Origin of the sequence: Kitasatospora sp. NPDC056273 (genome assembly GCF_042268845.1) — a bacterium.
GTDB lineage: Bacteria > Actinomycetota > Actinomycetes > Streptomycetales > Streptomycetaceae > Kitasatospora.
This window is the reverse complement of the sequence record NZ_JBHJSJ010000010.1, coordinates 15,288-39,111: the sequence shown is the minus strand read 5'-3', so window position 1 is coordinate 39,111 and position 23,824 is coordinate 15,288. Positions and strand designations below refer to the sequence as shown.

20 protein-coding genes are annotated in these 23,824 nt (G+C 69.4%); 9 read left to right on the top strand and 11 right to left on the bottom strand.

All coding sequences use genetic code 11. The annotated features are described in order from the left end of the window. Positions 1–6: 6 nt before the first annotated feature. The gene (cas7u, locus tag ACFCY1_RS11960; protein ID WP_375874391.1) at positions 7–1,197 is read right to left on the bottom strand and encodes a type I-U CRISPR-associated RAMP protein Csb1/Cas7u; all 1,191 of its coding nucleotides are present in this window, start codon (positions 1,195–1,197) and stop codon (positions 7–9) included. Between the two features lie 879 nt (positions 1,198–2,076). On the opposite strand from cas7u, the gene ACFCY1_RS11955 reads away from it, so the two are divergent. Next, positions 2,077–3,975: a DNA/RNA helicase domain-containing protein gene (locus tag ACFCY1_RS11955; RefSeq protein WP_375874390.1), complete on the top strand. Its 1,899-nt coding sequence runs from the start codon at positions 2,077–2,079 to the stop codon at positions 3,973–3,975. A 249-nt stretch (positions 3,976–4,224) separates the two neighbouring features. Here ACFCY1_RS11955 and ACFCY1_RS11950 read toward each other — a convergent pair whose 3' ends face one another. From ACFCY1_RS11950 to ACFCY1_RS11915, 8 genes are all read right to left on the bottom strand, one after another. Further along, on the bottom strand, positions 4,225–5,268 hold the full coding sequence (locus ACFCY1_RS11950; RefSeq protein WP_375874389.1) for a hypothetical protein: 1,044 nt from the start codon (positions 5,266–5,268) through the stop codon (positions 4,225–4,227). 331 nt (positions 5,269–5,599) lie between these two features. Further along, complete coding sequence (locus ACFCY1_RS11945; protein ID WP_375874388.1) at positions 5,600–7,108, bottom strand: restriction endonuclease; 1,509 nt, start codon at positions 7,106–7,108, stop codon at positions 5,600–5,602. A gap of 976 nt (positions 7,109–8,084) precedes the next feature. Next, positions 8,085–8,417, bottom strand: coding sequence for a trypco2 family protein (locus tag ACFCY1_RS11940; RefSeq protein WP_375874387.1), 333 nt, complete (start codon positions 8,415–8,417; stop codon positions 8,085–8,087). A gap of 146 nt (positions 8,418–8,563) precedes the next feature. After that, positions 8,564–9,250: an HNH endonuclease family protein gene (locus ACFCY1_RS11935; protein WP_375874386.1), complete on the bottom strand. Its 687-nt coding sequence runs from the start codon at positions 9,248–9,250 to the stop codon at positions 8,564–8,566. 42 nt (positions 9,251–9,292) lie between these two features. After that, complete coding sequence (locus tag ACFCY1_RS11930; protein ID WP_375874385.1) at positions 9,293–9,820, bottom strand: hypothetical protein; 528 nt, start codon at positions 9,818–9,820, stop codon at positions 9,293–9,295. Positions 9,821–10,206: 386 nt separating this feature from the next. Further along, positions 10,207–10,575, bottom strand: coding sequence for a SitI3 family protein (locus ACFCY1_RS11925; protein WP_375874444.1), 369 nt, complete (start codon positions 10,573–10,575; stop codon positions 10,207–10,209). A gap of 291 nt (positions 10,576–10,866) precedes the next feature. Beyond that, positions 10,867–15,501 (bottom strand): hypothetical protein, encoded by a 4,635-nt coding sequence (locus ACFCY1_RS11920; protein WP_375874384.1) that lies wholly within the window; start codon positions 15,499–15,501, stop codon positions 10,867–10,869. Positions 15,502–15,537: 36 nt separating this feature from the next. Next, a complete protein-coding gene (locus tag ACFCY1_RS11915; protein ID WP_375874383.1) occupies positions 15,538–15,918 on the bottom strand; it encodes a hypothetical protein in 381 nt (126 codons plus the stop codon). 216 nt (positions 15,919–16,134) lie between these two features. Between ACFCY1_RS11915 and ACFCY1_RS11910 the strand changes: the two genes are divergently transcribed. The 8 genes from ACFCY1_RS11910 (at position 16,135) to ACFCY1_RS11875 (ending at position 21,438) form a co-directional block, all read left to right on the top strand. Next, positions 16,135–16,869: a hypothetical protein gene (locus tag ACFCY1_RS11910; RefSeq protein WP_375874382.1), complete on the top strand. Its 735-nt coding sequence runs from the start codon at positions 16,135–16,137 to the stop codon at positions 16,867–16,869. Further along, complete coding sequence (locus tag ACFCY1_RS11905) at positions 16,866–17,522, top strand: hypothetical protein (protein WP_375874381.1); 657 nt, start codon at positions 16,866–16,868, stop codon at positions 17,520–17,522. Before ACFCY1_RS11910 ends, ACFCY1_RS11905 begins: the two co-directional genes overlap by 4 nt. A gap of 19 nt (positions 17,523–17,541) precedes the next feature. Then, the gene (locus ACFCY1_RS11900; protein ID WP_375874380.1) at positions 17,542–18,360 is read left to right on the top strand and encodes a hypothetical protein; all 819 of its coding nucleotides are present in this window, start codon (positions 17,542–17,544) and stop codon (positions 18,358–18,360) included. A 2-nt stretch (positions 18,361–18,362) separates the two neighbouring features. Continuing rightward, positions 18,363–18,995, top strand: a complete 633-nt coding sequence (locus ACFCY1_RS11895) for an SMI1/KNR4 family protein (protein ID WP_375874379.1) — start codon at positions 18,363–18,365, stop codon at positions 18,993–18,995. A gap of 552 nt (positions 18,996–19,547) precedes the next feature. After that, a complete protein-coding gene (locus ACFCY1_RS11890; protein ID WP_375874378.1) occupies positions 19,548–20,312 on the top strand; it encodes a hypothetical protein in 765 nt (254 codons plus the stop codon). Positions 20,313–20,451: 139 nt separating this feature from the next. Continuing rightward, positions 20,452–20,964: a hypothetical protein gene (locus ACFCY1_RS11885; RefSeq protein ID WP_375874377.1), complete on the top strand. Its 513-nt coding sequence runs from the start codon at positions 20,452–20,454 to the stop codon at positions 20,962–20,964. 134 nt (positions 20,965–21,098) lie between these two features. After that, on the top strand, positions 21,099–21,230 hold the full coding sequence (locus ACFCY1_RS11880; RefSeq protein ID WP_375874447.1) for a hypothetical protein: 132 nt from the start codon (positions 21,099–21,101) through the stop codon (positions 21,228–21,230). Between the two features lie 46 nt (positions 21,231–21,276). Continuing rightward, positions 21,277–21,438: a SitI3 family protein gene (locus ACFCY1_RS11875; protein ID WP_375874443.1), complete on the top strand. Its 162-nt coding sequence runs from the start codon at positions 21,277–21,279 to the stop codon at positions 21,436–21,438. Positions 21,439–21,949: 511 nt separating this feature from the next. Here the strand turns inward: ACFCY1_RS11875 and ACFCY1_RS11870 are convergent. Further along, positions 21,950–22,768, bottom strand: coding sequence for a hypothetical protein (locus ACFCY1_RS11870; protein ID WP_375874376.1), 819 nt, complete (start codon positions 22,766–22,768; stop codon positions 21,950–21,952). 461 nt (positions 22,769–23,229) lie between these two features. Next, positions 23,230–23,824 (bottom strand): WD40 repeat domain-containing protein (locus ACFCY1_RS11865; RefSeq protein WP_375874375.1); only part of this gene is annotated, 595 nt, incomplete at its 5' end.

Sequence of the window (23,824 nt, the reverse complement as noted above, 5' to 3'; positions counted from 1 at the left end):
GACGTTCTACTCGCCTTCCGCCTCGCCGATGCCCTCCAGGCGGAAGGAGCGCTCGATCGCCTGCTGGACCTGCGTGTTCGGCCGCAGCCGCACGGGCTCCTTCGACCACACCAGGCCAGCCTCCTCGGCCCGCGAGCGCGCGAAGTCGAACAGCTCCAGTGCCTGCGCCGCGGTGTCCAGCTCCAGCGGCTCCGTCACCGCCACGCCCTCGCGCCCGCGGCCGACCCACTCGATACGCTCCGACACCAGCAGCAGGTCGCAGCCCGATCGCAGCCGCACCGCCGGCGCCGCGAACGCCAGCCGGTCCCCCAGCAGCGCCAGGGCCGCCAGCAGGGCCCTGCCTGCCCGCACGTACTCTTGCGGCGCGTCGCCGAAGCGCAGCGCCCGCAGGCCCGCCATGGCCAGCGTCGCGTTCCGCTCGATCGCGCGGACCGTCACCCCGCCCATGCCCTCGACCGGCGGGATCATGCCGTGCCCGACCGCCGACGCCTTGAGCGTCTTCCCCTTGCCCTTCTTCCCGGTGCCCTCGACCGGCCTCCAGCCGTCGGCGGTCAGCTCCACGTTGTCGCCGGGGAAGTTCCACTTGTCGAAGCGCCCCGCCGCCCTCTTCCCGGACAGCGGATCCAGGCCCACCAGCTCCGAGGTGTAGGTGCGCGGCACCTTCAGCTGCACGCGGCGCTTGCGGTGCGAGTCCCACAGCCCGTACACGAGGTCCGACGGCGCCGACTCCAGGAAGGCGCGCACATCTCCGGTCCCGGTATCGCGAAGCGCCCGGCCCGTGTCCGTCTCGTCGAACTTGACCCCGGACTCGTCCAGCGCGTCCCGGAAGTAGGCATCACGGGAACGGTGCGGCGCATCCAAGTTCGTCATCCGAAGCACCCGGCCTTCCGCGGTCACATGCAGCGCCAGATGCGGCACCACCACATCCCCCAGGTCGACGGCCTCCAACAGAGCCGTCTCGCAGCGGTTCGCCTGCGACTGCCGCTGATCCAGCAGCACCACCCTCGTGCGTTCCCCGCCGACCCACCGGTTCTCGAACAACTGGCCCGGCCCGTCGCTCTCCTTGAGCTTCACCGTCGGCGGCGCCACGGGCGCCCCCAGGCCGGCCACCGGTTCGTACTGGGCCACGAGCCGGATCGCACCGTCCGTCGACAGCCCGTTCGCCGCCTCGGCCAGCCGCTCGTACAACGCTTCCATGAAAACCTCCTTGGGCAGAACCTCTCGGACAGTTCGCATCGAAGCAGCCCCCACCGACAGCCCCCACTCGTTTGAGTGATAAACCATCAGAACTTTTTTCAGAGACATGAGTTGAGCTACCATCCGGCAGATTCAGGCGACTGGCTGCCGTGATCCTCCCAGGGGGCTCGAGGTGGCGACACAGCACCGGGCATCACCAGTTGACCTCCGAAGCTCTCTTCCGCCCACGGAGCACCAGCCACGGCTGAGAGCGATGGAGGCAGCGAATTCTGCCCGGCGCGTCACCCAGGGACGGCCCGAGGAGTGATCGCACTGCTAGCGCCCAGCAGGGATCAGCTACCCAGCCCAGGTCACGGAACATCCCGAAGCCCCAGGCGCCCTCGAAGCAGGACACATCGCCCAGGTGCAGACGGCACTGCGGGTCCCGAACCGCAGCTCCGTCTCGCTCAAGCAGAAAGCACGTCTCGGAACCGAGACGTAGTCGACTTGGATGCATCGAGCGGCAGCTCGCCAACGCCGAGAACTCACGGTCAGAACCTCTAGGTCGGTATTAGATCACCGGGTGCGGCGGGGTTCGGCGCACACCGTTTCGCGGCACACGAGGAACGATCGGCAAAGGATGCGGTCTGGTGCGTCGACCGCAAGTGTCGCCAGGCGCGTGGCTGGCTCTGCAGAGAGACGGTGAGCGGGCCCCAGTGCGCTCCGCATCCATGCCTGACAGCAACGAGGAAGTCTCTGGGCCCCTTTCCTCTAGCGTTCGAGTACGAGCTCAGACCACCCGTTGTAAGTTTGGCCAGTCATCAGCGCGGCCCGCCGGGCTTCCCTCCAGGGACATGCCCCCACCCGCACGAGTCACTTCGTGCTGCCTGGGAGCATGTCTTGCTGTTCCGCGACTCCGCGTCTGCGGTCGCCACCGAGAGCCTGGCCGGATCACTGTTCGTGCGCCTCATCGACCAGTTCGTTCACAAGCACGGCCACAAGCCGAGCCCGTCCGAGGTGCGCTCCTGGGAGCGGAGCATCCCGGTCCTGACCAACGCTCTGCTGGACGCCGGGCTCGGCATGGTCGAGGTACTCCTTGAATACTCGCTGCCGCTCAACAGCAAGCGCGCGGACGTCATACTCGCCGGCGTGCACCCGGGCACGGGCGAGCCGTCGTACGTGGTGGTCGAGCTCAAGCAGTGGAGCAGCGCGCTGCCGGAGGACGGCGAGCCCCTGCTCTGCCGGGTCGACGCCTACGCCCGGCCGGTGCTGAACCCGATCGAGCAGGTCCGCGGCTACTGCGACTACCTGATCTCCTTCAACGGCGCACTCGCCGCCCATCCCGAGCGGCTGTCCGGAGTGGCTTTCCTTCACAACGCGACGGAGTTCGGCGTCCAGGGCCTCTACGAGGTGCCGCAGGACGAGCGCGGCCGGCTCTTCACCGCCGAGCGCCGCGGGGAGTTCATCCAGTACCTCCGATCAAAGCTGGAGCCGGTCTCCGGCGCCGAGGCCGCAGACCAGTTGCTCGCGGGCAAGGTGGCCCCGTCCAAGCAGTTGATGGCGGTCGCCGCCGAGGAGGTCCGCGAGCGCGAGCAGTTCGTACTGCTCGACGAGCAGCGGGTCGCCTACGAGTTGGTGCTGCGCGCGGTCCGCCAGGCGCAGCAGTCCGATCACAAGGAGGTCGTCGTCATCACGGGCGGCCCGGGGACCGGGAAGAGCGTCATCGCGCTGTCCCTCCTGGGTGATCTGTACCGGCGTGGCGTCACGGCTCTGCACGCGACCGGGTCCAGCTCGTTCACCACCACCATGCGTCGGGTGGCCGGCGCGCGGAAGCGTGAGGTCCAGGACCTGTTCAAGTACTTCAACAGCTTCATGGCCGCCGAGCGCAACGGGCTGGACGTGCTGATCTGCGATGAGGCGCACCGGATCCGGGAGACGTCGGCGAACCGCTACACCCGGGCCGCCCAGCGCACCGGCAAGCCGCAGATCGAAGAATTGATCGACGCTGCCCGGGTTCCTGTCTTCCTGCTGGACGAGCACCAGGTCGTCCGGCCGGGCGAGATGGGCACGGTGGCCCAGATCAGGGCGGCCGCCGCCGTGAAGGGCCTGGGCTGCCAGGTGGTCGAGCTGGACAGCCAGTTCCGCTGCGGCGGCAGCGACGCCTACCTGAACTGGGTGGTGCGACTCCTGGACCTCGAGCCCGGCGGCCCGGTCGGCTGGGAGCCCGACGGCAAGGTCGTCCTGGAGGTGGTCGACAGCCCCCAGGAGTTGGAGACGTTCCTCGACGCCCGGCGCGCGGAGGGGTACGGTGCCCGGATGTCGGCCGGGTACTGCTGGAAGTGGACGACGAAGGTCGCCCCTGGAGACCCGCTCCCCCTCGACGTGCGCATCGGTGACTGGGCCCGGCCGTGGAACGTGTACGGCGACCGCTCGATCGCCGGTGCCCCGCCCGCCGCGCTGTGGGCCACCGACCCGGCCGGCTTCGGCCAGGTCGGCTGCGTGTACACCGCCCAGGGCTTCGAGTACGACTGGAGCGGCGTCATCCTCGGGCCGGACCTCGTCTGGCGCACCGACCGGTGGATCCCCGACCGGACGGCGTCCAAGGACCCCGTGTTCCGCAAGTCCACCACCGACGCCGACATCAGCCGCCTGATCCGCAACACCTACAAGGTGCTGCTGACACGAGGAATGATCGGCACCGTCGTGTACTCCACGGACCCGGAGACGCGCGCCAAGTTGCGGGAGCTGGTCTCCGGTCAACACGTCGGCTTGGTCGAAGTGGAGCACACGTCGGACTGAGCACCGAGCCGGAGCGGCGCCTCAGGGAGCGGTACCGACTCATGCGGCCTACCATCTCTTCAGCGGGGCGCCGCCCGACGATGTCGGCACCACCGAGCACTTCATCTGGACTCGGGCTGACTCTATGGCTGCGGTGGCTGTCTCGGCGGGGCCGGTTGGACGGCCTGAAGGCCAACTGAGCGCCGGGCCGGTGGGCCAGGCGATGTGATCGCTCGGCCTGCCCGCTGCTCGCTGTTTGCCGAGCTGACGTCAGGGCACGCCAGTTTCTGCGCCCGTTGGAGGCCTCGTTGCCGCTGCGGGCCTTTTGCGGGTCCTACGCATCGAGGACTGGCGAGGGACGCCGTAGAGCAGCGCCCCGTCGAGGTCGCTCCGAGGTTGTTGACTCGTGGCCGCTTCTGCGGCCTTCTTCTCCGTGTCGCGCTCCGCCTCCAAGTCCATCTTCTTCGTCGTGTACATCAGGGCGGAAAATGCAAACCCCATGACTGGGGCGGCGATGACGCACGATGAAAGGAATTCATGGGCGCCATAGGAAAGGTATCGGTCCCAGAATCGAGCCATCTGCTGCACCGGCAAGAGTGGTGCGATGAAGTCATGCAGCATCAGGCTGAAGCGTAACTTGCTGTAGCAGTACCAAATACCTAGGACAAGCCACGGAACGCGACGTAGGGCTCGTGAGTCGCTGGTCAATACACGCAGTGCCAGCCACGCCATGCGGATTGTTGCCTGCGGGACCAGGACGAGGAACCGGAACCACCACTCGCCATGGCCGATCGACTTGTTCATGGAAGCCTCGGCCAAGGTCTCGAAGAGCTTCCCGTCCCAGAGTTCGCCGAATTCATCGATGACTTGATCACGCCGCCTGGCTCGGCTCTGTGCTCGGGCTTCACGACGCATTCGCCATCGAGCGCGCCAACCCGGGGACCAGTGATGGTCCAGCAGAATGCTGGCCGGCTCAGAATCGGATCGCAGGTCGGAGACGTTGGTGTGGTAGTACGGCGCGTTGAGAAGACGGTGGCCGGCCGCTACGTGCTCGCTGATCTGCCGCTGCTCTTCGGCGTCGAGCTGGCTCTTGTCGACCGTGGCGAGGACCGAGATCCTGGGCGTCTCGCCGTTGGCGTAGAGGATGCCGAGCCAGGCGTTCATGCCCTTGTTGGTGGGCTTCGCGAGGTGCTGGGCCAGCCGCTCGTGGACAGGGTTGACCGTCTGTCCGATGTATCTGATCTTGTCGTCGCGAGGATCGGTGAGCTTGTAGATGGAGCCGTTCGTACGTGCTTCTGAGCGCCGTCCGGCCATGCCGTTTTCCTCTCCCTGTTAGACCCCTCGGGGGAGGCTACCGGCACCCACCGACACTGATGCTCGTAGCCGGATTCCCGGCGGCCCTGGCCCTTCCACTGACTGCGCCCTGCTGGGCTGTCTTCGAGGTGTTCTGTCCGGCCGCCGGGGCCCGCTCTCGATCGCCCCGCCGGATGGAGCGTCATCCCTCACTCCGCAGGCCCTGGTGCGCCCTTGGAGTGAGAGAGGGAGGACTGACCCAGCGAGGTGGAAGCGGTGCTCGTCCGACGGGTAGCGGTTCGGGCCGGGCCGGTGCTGGCTCTGAGTCGGGAGGGTTCGTCCTGCTGCATGGTCAACTCGGGCTTGTGGGCGTAAGGGTGAGCTTGACCAGGACCGGGGTGGGCTTCTGGGTGTTGCCGGACGCGTCGGCCAGCAGCCAGCCCTCAGCTCGAGCGGCGCTCGTGCGCTTCATGGTGAGGTCGGTGGCCCGGTTGGCGGTGAAGGTCAGGAGTTCGGTCCAGTCCGGTGCCTGCCGGAGGTCAAGGCGTTGAAGGCTTCCGTCGACGGAGCTGCGGATGCCGGCCGCGAGGATGGTGTATTCGTCTGGGCCGGTGGCCGCGCGAGGGTCGGGAACGGCGGAGTCGATCCAGTCCTCCTTGTCGGCGGACGGGTTCTTGCTGACGTCGATGGGGGTGCTGCGCCCAGTGCCGCTGAGGAAGTGTCGCTCGTCGCCAAGGTGGATAGCCCGCATGCCGTTGGGAAACGGGACGTCGTGGCGGGTCTCGTCGCCGGGCCGTTCGCCGATGCGGTTGATGGTGACCGATCCGTCGGCCAGTCCCCCGACCTGGTTGTAGACCCACAGGGTGCCGTCCCGCCCGGCTTCCAGGGTCGCGTAGCCGCCGAAGCCGCCGGCCACGAGCTGAAGGTCGCGGGTCTTGGGGTGCCAGCGTACAAGCGCGCCGCGGCACAGCACGGTCACCGAGCCGTCGATGCTGCGGACGGCCCGGTCTTCGGTGCCGGGCAGCGCCAGGGCCCACTTGATCTTGCCGGTCGTGGTGTGGAGTTCAATCACGCCGGCGTTGGTCGTGATCAGGAGCCGGTTGGCGGGAGCAGCGCTGATTCCGCTCGGGTGCTGGTCGGACTGCCAGACTCCGGTGAACTCCACGCTGGCGTCCACACCTTCGGCACTGGTCTTGACGATCGGCCAGGGCGGCGGGGCGGTGGCTGTCCGCGTAAGCACGGGAACGTCCGGTTCGGCGTGCCGGGGGACGACGATGTCGGCCAGGGGGACCAGCCGGTTACCGGAAGCGGCAGTCTCGCCGTAGAGTCGGTGCAGCAGCTCCTCTGGGTCGAGTAGCCCGCACAGGGCTGCCTCTATGTGGGAGCTGTCCATCAGGAGCAGCTCGTTGTGGCGGTTGATCCACTCCAGTGCGTTCGAGTTGAAGCCGGTCGCGGACAGGACGATGGCGCGGGTACCTGGGGGGCGGGTGGAGAGCCGCTCGGAGAGCTTGGTCAGAGGGTCCGCGCTGAGGGGGTCGGCTTCCCACTTGGCTTCGAGAATGTAGTTGTGGCCGATCGTGAAGAAGACGTCCGTCTCGTCCCTGCCGCCTACCCCGATCACACTGGGCCGGGCATCGTGTCCCCACGCCTTGAGGACGTCGGCGATCAGTGTGTTGAACGCCTGCCCCCGCTTCTGGGGCGTCAGGCCGGAATCATCGCGCAGACCCTTGTAGGTGGCCAGGAGGCCACGAAGGCGCAGAGTGAGGTTCAAGTCCACCGCGTCATCCTCGCGGATCGAACGCGGATAGCGAAAAGGCGCGGCCAAAGCAGGCCGGCTACCGCCGATCACAGATCCGGCCATTGCGGCTCCCCTCTGGCAGGGAAGGCAGATGGCTGTGGCTCGCCGGGGCGGCGGTTCGGCGGCGTTCCAACGCCAGTGGTCTTCATCACCTTGACCCGTGATCGGACCGCACCGCTATTGACTTCCTCTACGGGGTAGTCGCGGGCGCGGCTGCGGAAGGGAACGATCTGGCGTCCCGCCGCCAGCAGGGCCGCCGTTGTCACCGGGGCGCGCCGGGCGGCGGGGTTGCTGGTGGGGTCGGCAACTTCCTGGAACTCCACTGCCTCCAACGTTGGCCGCCAGGCCGCCACCGTGGGCGGAGAGGGCGGCCCAAAAGGCGGGGTCGTGGTCCAAGACGTAGGCGGGGAGCACGTTGAGACGCCCGCAGCCGGAGTCCGTCTGGTCGTAGGCGACAACACCGGTGAGGTAGCAGTCGCAGAACACCGCCGCCCCGGACAGCCCCGCAATCGGTGAGGTACCAACCGCCGGCCACTCGGTGGCGGGGGCGCAGGTCCATGATGTACTGGTTGCCGACGAAGCTACTGCCCCGGGCTTACTTTCCTGTGCAGGTGCGAGCGCTCGACCACGTGGCCGCGGCGCTAGGTCTCGTCGGGGACGCCCCAGGTCTCGCACGGGGCGCCGGGGCGTGTGGTGTCTGGCCGCCCCCACCGTACGGGCGCGGTCGGCGGCTGCCAGTGAGGGGAGTCGTCGACGAGGACCAACGCAGCGTCGTCGCGCCCACCGGAGGTGCCGGCCCAGACGACCTGTGCGGTTGCGGTGCCGGTGCCGACCGGGTGGAGGACGGTCACCCTGGTGCCGGTTGGACCGGTGACGTGGGCGGAGGTCAGGACCAGATGTCCGCCGACCGCGTACCCGGACCCGCGTCCGCCCGGCCCGTTCACCCCGGCAAGACGTACCCGCTCCACCCACGCCCCCTACAACCCGCCCTGCATGCCGCCCGCTGGCCGCGACCGGACGACGGCCGCGATCCCGGTCCTCAGTCGCTGATGCGCCCGCTGGTGTCGCCGGGCCCCGCCGGGCGCTCCTGCGCGGAGCTGACCAGGAGGTCGCCCCCGTCGGGGCGCTTGGGGGTGAGGGTGAAGGAGACCCGGTGGGTGCGGGTGCGGGAAAGACCGGCCTCGGTCTCCGCGCCGACCGCGAACAGCTTGAAGCCGGCCTTCGCCTTCGCGTCGGCGCGCAGCTCGACCTCGAACTCCATCTCCACCGGACCCACCGCGAACACCACCCCGGGGTCGTCTCCGACCTGGGCCGCCGCCTTCAGCAGCTCGTCGCGCACCGCCGCGACCGCGTCCGCCAGCGGAACATCCATTCGCACCCACCCCTTGAACACCTGACCTGCGATCATGCCGATGCGGACACCGTAGAGCCCGCGCACCGGCACACGCAGGCGAAAGCCCAACTCAGCCGAACCTGCCCGCCTGTCCATCGGCTCTGGGCGGGCGGGCTCACCGCCGGCTACGCGCAGGTGTCCAGCATCTCGACCAGCGCCGTCTTCTCGGACTCGGTGACGGTCAGGCCGTAGAGGTGCTTGATGTCGGTCCAGGCCCGGGAGTAGGTGCACCAGTACGACCGCAGCGGCGGCCTCCAGGCGTCCGGTCCCTTGTCGGCCTTGGCCCTGTTGCTGGCGGCGGAGACGGCGACCAGCTGGGAGTGGGTCAGGTCGTTGGCGAGGGCGCGGCGCTTGTCGGTGGTCCAGGTGTCGGCACCCGCCCGCCAACTCGCCGCCAACGGAACCAGATGATCAATGTCGAGGGCCTTGGCGTCGGTGAAGGTCTTGTCGTCGTAAGGGCTCACCCAAGTGCCGGAGACGGCGCGGCACTGGTCGTCCTGGACGACGTCCTGGCCGTCGCGGGCGAGAACCACCTCGCGGGTGTCGCAGGTACCGTACTGCTGGACCCAGTGCGGGAAGCGGTCCCGCGAGTACCCCTCCATGGAGTGCGGGGCTTCGACGACGAGTTCGTCCAACTCGGTACGGGCTTGGTCGGCCGGAGGCGGTTCGGGCAGCTGCCGGTGCTGGGCGGTGGCTGCGGAGGTGGCCGGTGGTACTGCGGCTGCCGCTGCTGGCGCGGCTGTGGGGGCGAGGACGAGGGTGAGTGCGGCAACGGTGGTGGCGCCTCGGCGCCACCAGGCAGAGGTGGTCATGCGGCAAGGGCTACCGGCCGGGGACAGCCGACCGTCGTACCGTCACCCGGTGGTCGGCGCGCCGCCGGTCCCGTTGACGTGGGCGGGCCAGGCGGCAGCCCGGGCCTGGAGGTAGGCGGTCCAGTCGGTCACGGCCCAGGAGCGCCATCGGGTGAGGGTGTTGAGGTTGAGGCCGAGCATGGGGGCGAGGACGGCCGGGGGCATGTCCTGGGCGAGTTGGACGAGGGCGGCGGCCCGGGCCGGGCGGCTGGGGATGCCGTGGGCGGTGAGGCGTCGCGCGAGTGCGGAGCCGGTGATGTGCCGTCCGGGTTCGGCGGAGGGGAAGAGCCATGGATTGGGGTGGTTGGCTGCCCAGCCAGGTGGTCGCGGCCGGTCGGCGAAGTCGGCGAGGAGCCGGACCAGGGGGTCGGGCAGGTAGATGGGCACGCGGTCCAGGAGAAGGACGGTCTCGCCGGCCCGCTCGGCCACGGAGTCGGTCGGCAAGGCGGCGATCCGGGTGACCTCCTGGCCGAAGAGGTAGAGGACGGCCCCGGCGGCGCGGACGTCGGGCGGTAGTTCCGGGTCGGTCAAGCACTGGTGGAGGCTCTCCCAGTGGGAGTCGTCGTCCAGGACGACGGGTCCGGGCGGGGACGGCGAGGTCGCGGCTGTGGCCGCGGCGTGCGGCCCAGAGGAGGAAGTCGCGGACCTCGTAGCGGGTGCTGCGGCCTCCGGCCAGCCACCGGTCGACCTCGTGCTGGCTGACGTCGGCCAGGGCCAGGTCGGCCTTGGCCATGGTGGCCAGGAAGTCGGCGGCGGTGTCGGGTCAGGCTCGGGCGCCCTCTCGATCGGCCGCTGCCTGCTTCCTCTCTGCCGACTCTCGCCGGAGACACTCGCGCCGCTGTCCCGGGCCTCCGGCCGGGGACGGCGTGTCCAGGATGGGCGAGGGGCCGGGCCGGATTCCCGGACGGCGCTGGTGGTCAGTCCTCGTAGACGAACTCGTGCGTGTGGCGGCGGTAGGGCCCCGAAACGGCGGCGAGGCGGTTCGGCGGCCACACGTCGGAGCTCTCGCTGAGGCTCAGTTGGCCGTCCTGGCGCACCATCCAGACGTCCTCGTAGTCGAGGTGCAGGACCGCGTCTCCGGGCACCCGCGCGAGGAGGGCGTCGGCCAGGCGGACCATGTCGTCCTGCTGGCCCGAGAGGTCTGCGTTCTTCCCCAGCCGGAAGTCGATCGAGACGGTCGGGGTGAAGACGCGGCCGCCGATCTGCGGGTCCCCCCAGGCGATGGGCCTGCGCTGGGTTACCCGGATCCAGGTGCCGTACGCAGTGAGTGCTCCGGGCGCGACCAGTGTGTCGACGGTCTCGGAGAGTCCACCGCGGGCAAGCGCTGCTGGTTCGAAGCCGCGAACGCCGCGACCAACTGGAATGGCCCCAGGTCATTGGCGAACCCGCGGTGCTCTTCCATGGTCCAGACGTCGGCAGCGGCTGACGAGAGCGTCATTGCGGGCCTGATCTATTCCTGGGTCGGTGCTCGCTGTCTTTGTACTCGCGAGACGGTGGCCGCTGCCCTGCCCGTCCTGCTCCGCGTCACCTGGCCCGGATCCACACCCCGCTCCCGTCCGACGGTCCGCCGCCCGCCGTCACCTGCACGGCGGGCGGTACGGCGTGCCGGGGAAGTAGCGGTGCCACTGGTCGGCGGTGATGATGCCGCCGACCAGGTCGCAGAGGCGGGCAGTGACCCGGTCGATGTCGGGGTCGATGAGGTAGGCCCGGCCCTTCGCCCCGCTGTCGTCACCGGCCTTGTCGATGAGGAGCCCCTGCCCGTCGGGGCTGAACGAGGCGGCGTCGATCACACCGGGGAGGGTCAGCGTGCCCACGTCGGTGGCGGCGCGCGGATCCTCCACCCGCCACAGATGGAACTGGCCGACGAGGGGATCGGTGCGTCGACCCGCCTTGGCAAAGCTGGCGAGCAGACGGCCGTCGGGGCTGAACCCGATCGCGCCCGGCCGTTCGGCGGTGAGTGCGTTGGTCTTCACGGGGTGGTGAATGTCGGAGACGTCCCACAGGTCGATGGTCTTGTCGGTCGTCACCGCCAGGGTCCGTCCGTCGGGGCTGAGCGTCATGCCGTTCACGATGCCGTTGAGAAGTTCGGCGTGGTCGGGATGACCGGGGTCGGCGAGGTTCCACAGCTGGATGGACTTCGGGTTCTGGGACTCGCTGCCGGTGGCGATGCCGAGCAGGTCCGATCTCCTGCTCTCGAACACGACACCGACACTGATCGGGAGTGAGGGCGAGGCGACGGGTCGGCTGGGATCGCCGAGGTCCCAGACATCGATGCTCCGGCGGTCCTGCCGCTGGTCGATGGACACCAGTTTCCGCTTGTCGAGGAGGAGGCGGCCGGGCGGCTGCGGAGACTGCATGGTGGACAGCTGCTTCGCGGCGTTCGGGTCGCCGACGTCCCACAGGTGGATCAGCCCGTCACTCCCGTTGAGGGCGAGGATCCCGTCCGCCAGAGCCACGTGCGAGTCCTGATTGCCGAAGCCGCTGTGGGGGACTTCCTCAGCGATCTCGTTGAGCGTGCTCCCCGGCGCCGGGTGGTCGGGGTCGGTGATGTCCCAGAGCCGTGCCGGACCGCCCTTGACGTACGAGAGCAGGGTGCGGTCGTTGACGAGCAGGACGTTCGGAGCCGTTAGTGTGCCGGCCGGGCGCAGGTCGTAGGGCCCGGTGGTCCGCCACAGCCGGTATCTCTGCGTGAAGCTCTCGTAGTGGATGCGGGCGTCGGTGGCCCAGGCCAGGATGCCGCCCTCCGGCGAGTAGTCGCCGTCCTTGCGGGTGTTGGGCAGGGTGGAGTCGATGGAGGGGTACCAGTGCCGGATCTCCGGTTCGGTGCCTGCGCTGATCAGGGACCCGCGTTCGCCGATCTGGACCGAGGTGAGCACCCCGGGGGTGGGGAAGTCGGCCAGGACGGCCGGCTGGTGCGGGTCGGTGATGTCGACGGTCTCGGCATGGCCGAGCTGGTAGCCGTCGTCGTTGGAGCCCCCGAGGGTCAGGGTCCGGCCGTCCGGGGAGAACCCGATCGCCCCCACGAGCTGACCGGTCGCGATCGCCACGGGGTAGGTCGAGTAGGGCGGATCCGCGATGAAGTCCGGAGTGGGTGTGGTGACCGGGTCGGGCTTGGCCGGGTTGGTGGTGTCCCATAGCAGCACGCCGCGGCCGTTGGTACCGACCGCTAGCAGCGGCTGGCGCGGGCTGAAGGCCAGTGAGAGGGCGTGGCTGTCGTTGAGTGCCGCGGTCCGCGCGGGGTTGGCGAGGTCGGCGACGTTCCACAGCTCGGCCGCGTAGTTGCCGTCAGCCGCTTTGACGGATATGGCGAGAAGGCGCCCGTCCGAGCTGAACGCGACGGACTGCGGCGCATCGGTGCCCGGGGGGACGGTACCCGCCCGGACCGGATGCCGGGGATCGGTGAGGTTCCACAGCTCGGACCGGTCTTTGTCGACGGCTGCCAGTGCGTGGCTGTCCGGGCTGAAGGCCAGGGTGCCGTGGGTGTCCGCCAGGGTGGCGACGGCAGCGGGGTGGGCGGGGTCGGAGACGTCCCATAGTTGGACGGAGTCACCGGAGTTCGTGGTGGCCAGGAGCCGACCGTCGCTGCTCAGGGCGAGGCTGGTGTCGTGGGTGTCGATCAGACCCACGGGTCGGGGCCGGCGGGAGTCCGAGAGGTCCCAGAGCCGGACGGTGTGATCGCGGCCGCCGCTGACCAGCAGGTGCCGTTCGGCGTTGAAGGCGAGCTTCCGGACGGTGTCGGTGTGTCCCTTGATCGGCGTGTAGTACGGGGCGAGCGCGGCGTTGTAGACGCTGCTGCGGGCCTCCGGGGTGTCGGCGATGTGGCGGGCGGAGAGGGCGAGTTGGAGGGCGAGGGTGGGGTCGGTCGTCCGGAGGCGGTCGGCTGCCTGGGCGCCGAGCTTGGAGGCCAGGAGGTCGCGCTGCTCGTTGGCGACCCGGTTCTGCCAGACGGCTGCGCCCACGCCGGTGACGGCGACCAGGAGCAGCACGGCGAGGGTGGCGGCCAGGGCGCGCAGGCGGGTGGTGCGGCGGCGGGCGGTGTGCTGTTCGGCGGTTTGTCGGGCCAGGCTCGCCGTCACGAACTCCCGGGCCGCTGGGACGGTTCCGTGCCGTTGGGCGGACTCCTCGATCCACTGACGGGCGGCGGCGAGCCGTACGCCCTGGTAGAGCGCTCCCTCGTCGCGGCCGTCCTGCTCCCATGCCTTCGCGGCGTCGTGGAGGCGTTGGCGGACCACCAGGCCGGCGCGGTCCTCGCGGATCCAGTCGGCCAGCCGTTTCCAGGCGCGCAGCACGGCCTCGTGGACGAGTTCGGCGTGGCCGTCGTCCACGACGACCAGGCGGGCCCGGATGAGTGCGTCGAGGGCGGCGGGTGCGGCCGGGTCGGTGTCGAGGCCGAGGTCGGCCAGCGGGGCGCGGCGGCGGGTGTCCTCGGCGCCGTCGACGACGTGCACCAGGTGCAGCAGGATCTGCTGGACGGCCCGCTGCTCCTCGGGGGTGAGGGCTTGGTAGGTGTCCTCGGCGGTCTGTCGGACGGCGTGCCAGATGCCGCCTGATGCCTGGTAGCCGGTCAGGGTGAGGACTCGGCCGGTGCGTTTTTGCCAGGTGGCCAGCAGGGCGTGCGACAGCAGGGGGAGCGCGGTCGCGGTGTCGTGCCGTTCGTCGCTTCTGGTGCGGAGGTCCTGGAGGAGGAGGTCCACCAGGCCCTGTTCCACGCGCAGGCCGGCGAGGTGGGCGGGCTTCTCGATGGCGTCGCGCAGTTCCTCCGGGAGCATCGGGCCGACCAGGACCTGGCTGGCCTTCAGTGCGGTGTGCAGGGCCGGGTAGGCGGCGCAGTGTCCGTAGAAGTCGGCGCGCAGTCCGAGCAGGATCACGGCCGGCGGGGTGTGGCCTCGCTCGGTGCGTGAGCAGAGGGCGGATAGGGCGCGGATGAACGCCTCCCGTTCCTGCTCGTCCTTGCAGGCGGTGAACAATTCCTCGAACTGGTCCACCACCAGGAGCAGGCGGGATCCGTCCGTCGGCAGGTCGGCGATCGATTCCGGGCTCGTGGTCAGGGTGTCGAGGAGGACTTCGCGGCGGGTGCCCGGGTCGTCTGGGAGCAGGGCGGCGAGGACGTCGGCGAGCCGGGAGAGCGGGTGCTCTCCCGGGGTGAGTACCGCGCGGGGCCAGCGCCAGGCGTTCTCGGCGCCGGGCAGGCCGCGGTCGAGTGCGGGCAGCAGGCCGGCGCGTAGCAGGGAGGATTTGCCGGCGCCGGAGGGGCCGACGAGCACGATCGGGCCGTCGAGCGAGAGCTTGGCGGATACCCGGGCGACGAGTTCGGCGGTCAGCTGCTCGCGGCCGAAGAAGAACCGGGCGTCCTGTGAGCCGAAGGGTGCCAGGCCGCGGTATGGACAGGTGTCCAGTTCGGGAGCGGCGCCGGGCTCCTCCTCCGGTCCGGTCGGCGGTGGCGGCTCCGGTGGGGAGGTGTAGGCCGGGTTGGTGGTCAGTACCAGGTCGCCGGCCCGGTCCTCGGAGTGGCAGTACGGCTTGGGGAAGCCGCGGCTGGGCAGCGTCCGGGCCAGGTGCCGGTGGATGTGGCCCAGTGTCAGCTTTGGCGGGCCGGTCGGGTCGCCTTCCCGTAGCAGGCGCAGCAGTTCGCCGCTGAAGGCGGTGTATTGGGCGCCGACCGGGGCCAGTGCGAGTTCTTCCGGGGCGGCCGAGGCCAGCGTGAACCCGCCGCCGGGGTAGGAGGTGTCGAACAGGCTGGCCGCGCCGGCGACGGGGGCGGCCCGGCCGGAGTAGCAGCAGTCGAGGACGAGGACGATCGAGCGCGCCCGGGAGGAGGCCAGGACCTCGCGCAGCGCGGAGTAGCGAAGGGCCCGGAAGGCCAGGCCGCGGGTCAGGTGGTCGGTGGTGCGGGTCGCCAGGTGGAGTTCGCCGTCCAGCCCGACCAGGCCGTGGCCGACGTAGTACACGAGGAGTACTGATTCGGCCGCTTCGGCGGTGGCCGTCAGCGCGTCGCCGAGGACGAGCGGGTCTTCGGGGTCGATCACGGTGCGCACGTGGTCGGGGTCAAGGCCGCAGCGGGTGACGAGCTCCTCTCTGATCGCGTGGACGGTCCCGGCGGCCGCGGGGACGTCGGGCAGGACGGATCCGGGGATGTGGGTGCCGGTTCCGATGATCAGGGCCCGTGTGCCGGGCAGGCTCAGGGGCAGGCCGAGGGGGCCGGCTGGTGTCATCCGGGGGCCTCCGGTGTCACTCGTCGCCACCTGGCGTTACTCGTTGTCGGCCGATGGGGCGGCGGCCGACTCGGATGGGCTGGCGAGTAAGGTTCCGACCTCGCGGACGAGGGTGGCGAGGGCATCCGGGTCGAGTCCGTGGACGGCCGTCGCCCGCAGCTCGATCGAGCTGCCGTCCGAGCGTGTCACGTGGACGACCGTGTCGCCGCTCTGCCGGCGGATCCACGCGATCAGGGCGCTGATCAGGCCGGAGGCGACTCCGCCGGCGCCGAGGGCGACGGTGAGCACGTCCGCGAGGGTGCCCAGCGAACCGGGTCGCGGAGCCGTCCCGACCGGTTCGACGCGCCCGCGCAGGGTGGGCTCGGCTCGGAGCCAGGCCAGTAGGGAGCCGATCGCGGTGGTGTCGGCGTCGTCCACGCGGATGAGCACCTTCTCGTCCAACGCTCCCCCAAGTCTCGTTTCTTGAACGTCTGTTGACTTAGCGTCAGTGTTGCGAAGGGCTCGGGTCAAGTGCCGAGGCAGGGGGCTGCGGCTCCGCGGTGGGCGGACTGGGTGTCCGGCCGGGCGAAAACAGCCGTAGCCCACCGTGTGCGTGGCATCATTCTGTGTGCGTGTCGCCGTTGAGGGGGAGCGATGGCCATCGAGTTACCCGGTGGACTGGTATGGGTCGTGGACTTGCTGGGCGTGCCGTGGCCCCAGATCAACGAGGACAAGGTCAGGGAGTACGCCGGTCACGTTCGGGGCTTCGCGACGAACATCGACCACACGCACGCGGCGGCAACTGCCACCCTGCGGGAGATGGCGCAGCACTATCAGGCGCAGTCGTACAACCAGTTGGTCGCGCGCTGGTCGAAGATGACTCAGGATCACCTGCACGAACTCGTTGCCGTGTGCAATGCGTCAGCGACCGCTCTCGACGTGGCTGCGGATGCCATCGTGGCGATGAAGGGCGCGGTGATCGTGGAGCTCGGCATCCTGGCCGCCGAGGCGGTGGGTGGGACGATCGCCTCTGTCGCGACCCTTGGCGTTGCTTCGGTCGCCGAGGCGGCGGCGATCGCGGCGACGCGGAAGATCGTCAACCAGTTGATCAAGGAGGCCGAGGAGGAGGTCGTCGCCATTCTCATCACCAAGGCCATGGATCCGCTTCAGAAGCAGGTCGAGAAGGCGGTGAAGGGGTTGGTATTCGAGGGGGTGAAGAAGGCTCTGGCCGGTGCGGGGCCTGGCGCGGCCGGCAATGTCGGGACCGGGTTCCGGGTCGATCCCGCGAAGCTTCTGGCGACCGCGGAGAAGCTGAAGAAGCATGCGGATGACGTGCGGGGGCATGCCAGGACCTTCACGACGGCGACTGCGGCGGTGAGCTTCGGATGAGCCGGCACCCGATCACAAAGGCACTCGAAGATGCCGCCAAGAAGATTGGGAGGACCATCAGCAAGGAGGCGGCCGACGCGGTCAGTGGCATGTACGAGCATGCCAGCGCGGGCGCCAAGCAGGTCGTGAAGAACGTCACCGCGGCCGACGAGGCGCACAAGCGCAGCATCATCGAGCTCGCGGAGAAGATCGCGAAGAACCCGGGTACAGGCGGCAAGGGAGGCAAGGCGAGGCTTGTGGCCCAGGCCGACGCCAGGACCAAGCTCGCCGCGGCCGTCGGGGCCAAGGGGGACTTCGACGTCGAGTACCTGATCGACAGCGGCAAGTATCCGGAATCGGCCAGGCACATTGCGGAGGCTCAAAACGGGCAGATCTGGCGCGGCGCCTCGCACAGCCCTGGCGCGCCGCTTCCCTCCGTCCTGACCATCGACCGGGCGGGCGGTGACGACAATCGAGATAATTCGCTTCGCGGAATTCCCACCAGCCCTTCCGGTCAGCGTGACGAGTACCCCCCGGCCATGTTCAAGGAGGGAGGGAGAGGGGCTAGTGTAAAATACATCAACGGATCGGATAATACCGGCTCCGGCTCGACCATGGGGAAGGCCTTAGGCGGACTCCCCAACGGGACGAGAGTAAAGATAAAAGTGAAATAGATGAAGATCGGAGGTGGTTGTGAACAAGAGTGAGAAGATTATCTCCAACGCAAGGGAGGGCAACTTCCTTGCCGATCTTCCTGCCCTGTTGGAGATCGCCGGCAGGAAGGGCGGGGCCCGCGGGCCGGTGTGGGAGGCCGCAGCCGCCGCTGTGCAGATCCTCTTCTGGACCGGGGAGTTCGGGCAGGCCGCCGACCTGGCGGAGGCGTTGATCGAACGCGACGGTCCCCTCGGCGGGGAACTCTGCGACCAGTCCACTCCCTTCCGGCAGGCCCTGCTCGCCGCCCAGCTCCATGCGCAGAAGCCGGCCGCGCCGCGTCTGGCCGCATGCGCCGAGCATGTTCCGGCGGGTCGCGTCATGCGCAGGGACTTCGAGTGGGCCTCCGGGGAGCTGGCCCGGCAGGGCGCGGAGCGTCTTCTTCCCTGCCACAGCGACTGGGGCGGTCCGGTTCTCCCGCGGGACGGCGTCATCGGCGCGGAACTCCTGGACCGCGACTTCCGCGACCTGGACCAGCGGCAGGGCCGACTGGTGTGGGAGGCGCTCTGCGAGACCAACGACTTCACCCGGGCCCACCAGCTCCTGGCCGAGACGGGAGCGGAACCCGAGCAGTACGCCATCTGTCTGTGGATGGCCGGCTGGTACGCCACGCGCGGCGAGACCGAGCACGGCGAGCGCATGCTCCTGGCCGCGCACAGCCGTTGGTGGCCCTACGCGAAGTGGGACGCGATCCCGGACGCGCCCGTCCTCCAGCCCACCCTGCGCCTCGTGGCCACGGACCGGGTGCGGCATCATTACCTCACCAGGGCGATCGGCCCGGAAGCACGAGCAGCGGAGTGAAGATGCCCGACAGTCCACTGGACCAGCTGCTCGGCCGTGCCCGCGGCCCGATGGGCCCGGCCATCGACCTCGACTTCGGTTTCGACACCGGACCGCTCCAGGAGCTCGGGGCCCTGCTCGGCCGGATGAACGGCTTCTTCGTCTTCAACGCCGGCGTGCAGGTCTTCCGGGCCGGGGACGAGGGGCTGGGGCCCGACCTGCTGTCCTGGAACTCGGACGAGGTGTGGAAGAGCACCTACGAGGGCCTGGCCGATCACGTCTTCTGTTTCGGCCAGGACCTTTTCGGCACCCAGTTCGCGATCGTCGGCGGTGAACGCGTCGTCACCTTCAATCCCGAGACCGCGGAGGTGAAGGACCTCGGTGCCGGCCTGGACGACTGGGCCGCGTGGCTGCTGAGCGACCCGGACGTGAACGGCGTCGCCTCCTTCGCCCACGCCTTCCAGCAGCAGAACGGCGCTCTTGCCCCGGACCAGCGTCTTGTACCGCTCCAGTTCTTCGTCGCCGGCGGTGAGTTCGCGTTCGAGAACCTCGTGGTCCGGGAGGCGGGCGAGGCGATGCGGATCAGGGGCCCGATCGCACAGAAGATCCACGAGCTGCCCGACGGCGCCACCCTCCGTCTGGGAACCACGCAGTAGGCAGGAACCTTCTCGATCGGCTCGTCTCGGCCACGCGGGGTCGCCCTGAGGCTGGAACTCCCTGAGGGTTCCAGGGCGACCCCGTGCCGCCATGGCCGACAGCTGAAGGCAGTCCGACCTCGGCTTCGACCGGCCCCCTCCTGGAGGATCACCTGCGCGGATCCTCCATGCTGGCAGGGCAGTTCACACTTCGATGCCGACGACCTGGCCGAATTCCCCGAACCGGTGCATGACGTCGGCAAGGGTCCTGCGTCTGGCAGCACGGCCGGCACACCTGCGAGGCCCGCAGCGGGAGGGCCGGTGCTCCTCACAAGGGGCCGGCACGCGGCTGGCTGCGTCACGGCGCCGGGCATCCGTTCGCCGCCATCGAGCAGGGTCATCAACGCGGCCTTCCCGGTTACCGGGACCTGCGGACGCCCATCGACTCGGTGAAGACGCGAACCCACAAGGACCAGGTGGTGGGGACACGACCCGGGTCCGGATCCTGGACGGCTACGATCTCGATGGCCCCCGTGCCTTCCACGCCCACGACTTCTCCCGAGGACTGGTCACGTGACCCCAGAAGCGGTTCCCTCCGGCGACTTCGGACCGGACGAAGTCACGACCGCCATAGGCAACAACGTGAACCGGCTTGTGGACTTCATCAACCAGCGAGCCTTCGACCAGGTCAACGTCATGGCCGAGAGCCTTCGCTCAAACCCTGGCGCCCTGCTCCGCGCTGCCGCATACGCACACGGCGCCGTCGACACGGCGATCGCCGCCGGGCGGCTCGACCTGGCCGCCAAGCACGTCCGACACCTGATGGAGCAGGCCCGGAAGTGGGCCGACCACCCCGAGTACCCCGTCGGCACGCTGGCCGCCCTGGCCCGGGAGGCGGGCGGGCCCCTCCCCTGCCCGGAGCCCCCGGCACCGCCCCGGCCGGCAACCGACTCTCCTCGCGTCGCCACCCGAAAGCCGGCAACGAACGAAGACTCGCCACGGAAGATCACGCTCGTTCAGGCCCAGCGCTTGTTCCGCGAGATGGGACTGGCCGTCGGCGGCGACGGCCAGGCGGGCTTCACCTTCCGTGCCGTCGGCGGCCGCACCGGCAACCTGCCCGTCAAGGCCGCCCACCGGATCGATGTGGAATATCAGGTCCAAGGCGGCTACACCCTCACGGGACGTCACATGGAAGACAACCCCGACGTGCTGGAGCACTTCCGATGGGCGGCGGAGAGAGCCCCGATCCACGGCTATACCATCACCTGGGAGCCGGACAGCGCTCGAATGGAACTGACCCGCTCTGCCGATATTCCTGGCAGCGGGGACGGCCGATGACCACCACGGGCATACGATCTCCCTGGCGTGAAGGGCAAATCGCGGCCCCGCCACGATTCACCGTGGCCTGGATTCCAGGCATGTCACGTCCGGTCCGTTCCCGGGCTGCGGCACGGATTGCGGACGACGGAGAACAGGCATGACCACGCCACCGGAACTCACGGCAGACGAAGCCGACCTTCTCGGCTACATCCGTATTCACGCCGAGCTGTACGAGCACTCTGCCCCAGGCACCGCGGGCTGGGCATACCGCTCTGCGTACCATCTTCTTCTCCAGCACGGTCGCTTCTTCGAACCGGCCGCCCTGCCCATCGGCATCGCGCCCATGACCGAGAAGCTCTGCTACGGCAACGCATCCACCACCGCCCGGCGACGCCCGGGTCTGGTCTACGTCGAGGGCTTCGCCGCCGCCGGTGTCGGGGGCGACAGCGTGGTACCGCTCGCGCATGCCTGGTGTGCGAGCACCGACGGTACGGTCGTCGACCCGATGTGGAAGGACGGATGGGGCCAGACGTACTTCGGTGTCCCTGTGGTCGACCCGGACCGGTGGCCCGACCCTGCGGCCGGCGGCAGTGTTCTGGACGCCTTCGACCTTCTGCGCACCGGGCTGCCCTCCCAGGCCTTCGGTGACATCGGCCGGCGCTCTCCGTGACAGGCCGCAGGGCTGCGGCGCCGAACGGCGGTTCGGGGACGCGGCCGCCGAGGTAGGCGTAGGGGCGGCCGGATACCGGGCGGGGTCGTGCGTGCAGACGTGTGGTGCCGGCAACCTTCTACAGCCTTGCGCTGGTGACCCAGCGGACCGCCTCCCAGGTCGGCCAGAGGGGTGTCAACGTCGCCCAGCCGCTGCGGCTCTTCGACTCCCCCGCAACCTCCGACACACTGCTCGGAGACGGAGTGCTCACCGCGTACGGAACCTGAATCCAGGTGCCCCCGCCGCGAGCCCAGGTGCTGGTGGGACCGGCGGATCGGCGGCCGTGTCTTCACCCCGACCGTCTCGGTCACCTTCCGGATGGACAAGGACACCGACACCTCCGGCGCGCAGGGCGACATGACCCGCCCGGCCGACGGCCTCCTCGCTCAGCCGCCCGTCGAAGCCGTCCTCCACCTCGACCACGAAGACGTCTGACTGGTGCGCCAGGACGGCGATCTGGCCCTCAGCAAGCGATCCGACGCCTTGGTCGCCGAACCGCCTCACCGCCATCTCGGAGGCCCTACCGTCGCCGGACGCACGAGTTCGTCGACGAGGACCGAAGCGCAGAGCCTCTGGCGACCCCGGGCCCGCGCTGTCGCCGACGCGGGCCCGGAGGCGCAGTGGGCGGCCAGGTCCTCGTCAATCCACGTTGCACGCACCGGCTCCGGAAACCGCGTCTTCCCGTCACGGTCGAAGTCGGCAAGGCATACCTTCTCCGGGACGACACCAGCAGCAGCCAATACACCGCCCCCGGCCGGAGCGCTCCCTCCCAGCACTCCTCCCACTACATGAGCGCGCCCTGCCAACGCCTCTTCCAGGTGACCGGCCGTTCCGTCGCCATCGAAACTCATGAAGTGCGGTGTGAAACCAGGGAGTTCGTCGACGCCTCGCCTACAAGAGCATTCCTTCGCGACCGGTGACGTCCAGGAGCTGCGCGCTCCCGATCCTAGAAGGGAGCGCGGGCACGGGTGGTGTAGAGGGCGAAGGCCGACTCGGTCATGTCGATCGCCATTTTGGTGATGACCAACGCGGCCTTCGTCGAACCGGTGAACCTGATCCAGCTGACGTCACCGTCGGTGGCCATCGTCTCGCGGTCCAGGACGGTGAGGGTGCCGTGCAGGTCGCCATGCGCGAGGGAGCTGCAAGCACTCCAGACCAGTTCGGCGCGTTCCCCTCCGGCGGGAATGTGCGTGCCGGCCGCGCGCACGATGCCGCCATACCCAGGCATTTTGAGCTTCCCGTTCGACAGCTCGCCCTCCGGTATGCCGACCGTACGCAGCAGGCTCTTGATCCGTTCCTGGCGTTCCTGACCGCCCTCCAGGGTGTGGCCTAGCAGTTCGATCTTCGCGGTGCTGCTCTTCAGGTCCGCGAGGTGCATTCGCAGGCAGCGGTGGACCCGCTCGCGGCGGGAGGCGGGGCCGAGCAGCCACACGGCCCGCGCGGCGTTCTCCAGAGCGGCGCGCAGCAGGGTGAACGGAGCGTGGGTGGGCAGCAGCATCTCGCGGTGGCCGGCGTTCTCGGTGCCGCTCACGAGAGCCGCCAGGGCTCTTAGGTGGTCAACGGCCACGACCAGGGCATGGTGAGCGCTGTGGGAAAGCTGGTACGGGTTGGTTCTCGCGTCATCGCCGGCGAGCGCACTGCCCGCCTCCACACGCCATCCGGGCCATGGACCGGCGGTACGTTCGCCAAGCAGCGCGACGCGCTCGAAGTGACGTAGCAAGGCGTGCAGGACAGCCGTCTCGTCAATCTCGTCAGGGGTCGTCATGGCCGGTCAGGCTATGGGTCCTCCACAGCCGTGATCCAGCGATTTCCCGCCTGCGCCGTAGCGCCTTCGGTGCTCCAGCGACACCAAGACCCCATGCCGCACTGGTTCCGTCGAGTCCGCCTTCCACCGCGTTTTCGTCAGTACACGGAGAAGGGTTGTCGTCATGCTGACGGCTCATTATCCGGGGCTACTGGCCTGCGGGAGCGGGCCGATCCGGCGTCGGGGGCGCGGAGGTGCTGGCCGAGGTGCCCGTGGAGGCGGCGCCGGGGCTCTTGTCCCAGCTGGGCGAGGCCTTCGCCTCCTGGTGGTCAACCAACGTTATGTAGCCGGTTAGCCCGACGTTATGTCGGGTTGACCGGCCACATAGCGCTTCATGTGCGTTGGCGGGGTGGTCGCTCGGCTGTCGGGGACTGGTGGTACGTCCGGCAAGGCTGAGCCGGGGGTGCCGTCGGGCTGAAGGTTCATGAGTGGCAGACCGGCCTGGAGGATTTGGGTAGGTACGCCGCTTTCTCCTCAGAGGTGAGGTCGCGGGCGACGGCTGCGCAGATCGCACTGATCGCGGCGTCCGGTTCGGTGTAGAACCAGAGCCGCGTGGTGGTGTTGCTGCCGCCGCTGGCGAGGGTGTGCCCGTCCGGGCTGAACGCCACTGACAACACGAATCCGCTGTCGGTGAGGGTGGCGGTGGTCTTGCCGGTGGTGGTGTCCCACAACCGCACGGTGGCGTCGTCGCCGCCGGTGGCGAGGGTGCGCCCATCCGGGCTGAACGCCACCGAATTGACGTTGGTGGTGAGGGTAGCGGTGGCTTTGCCGGTGGTGGTGTCCCACAGCTGCACGATGTGGTCGGCTCCGCCGGTGGCGAGGGTGCGCCCGTCCGGGCTGAACGCCACCGACAACACGGCACCGACGTGGCCGGTGAGCGTGGCGGTGGTCTTGCCAGTGGCCGTGCCCCACAGCCGCACGGTGTGGTCGGCTCCGCCGGTGGCGAGGGTGCGCCCGTCCGGGCTGAACGCCACCGACAACACGGCACCGACGTGGCCGGTGAGCGTGGCGGTGGTC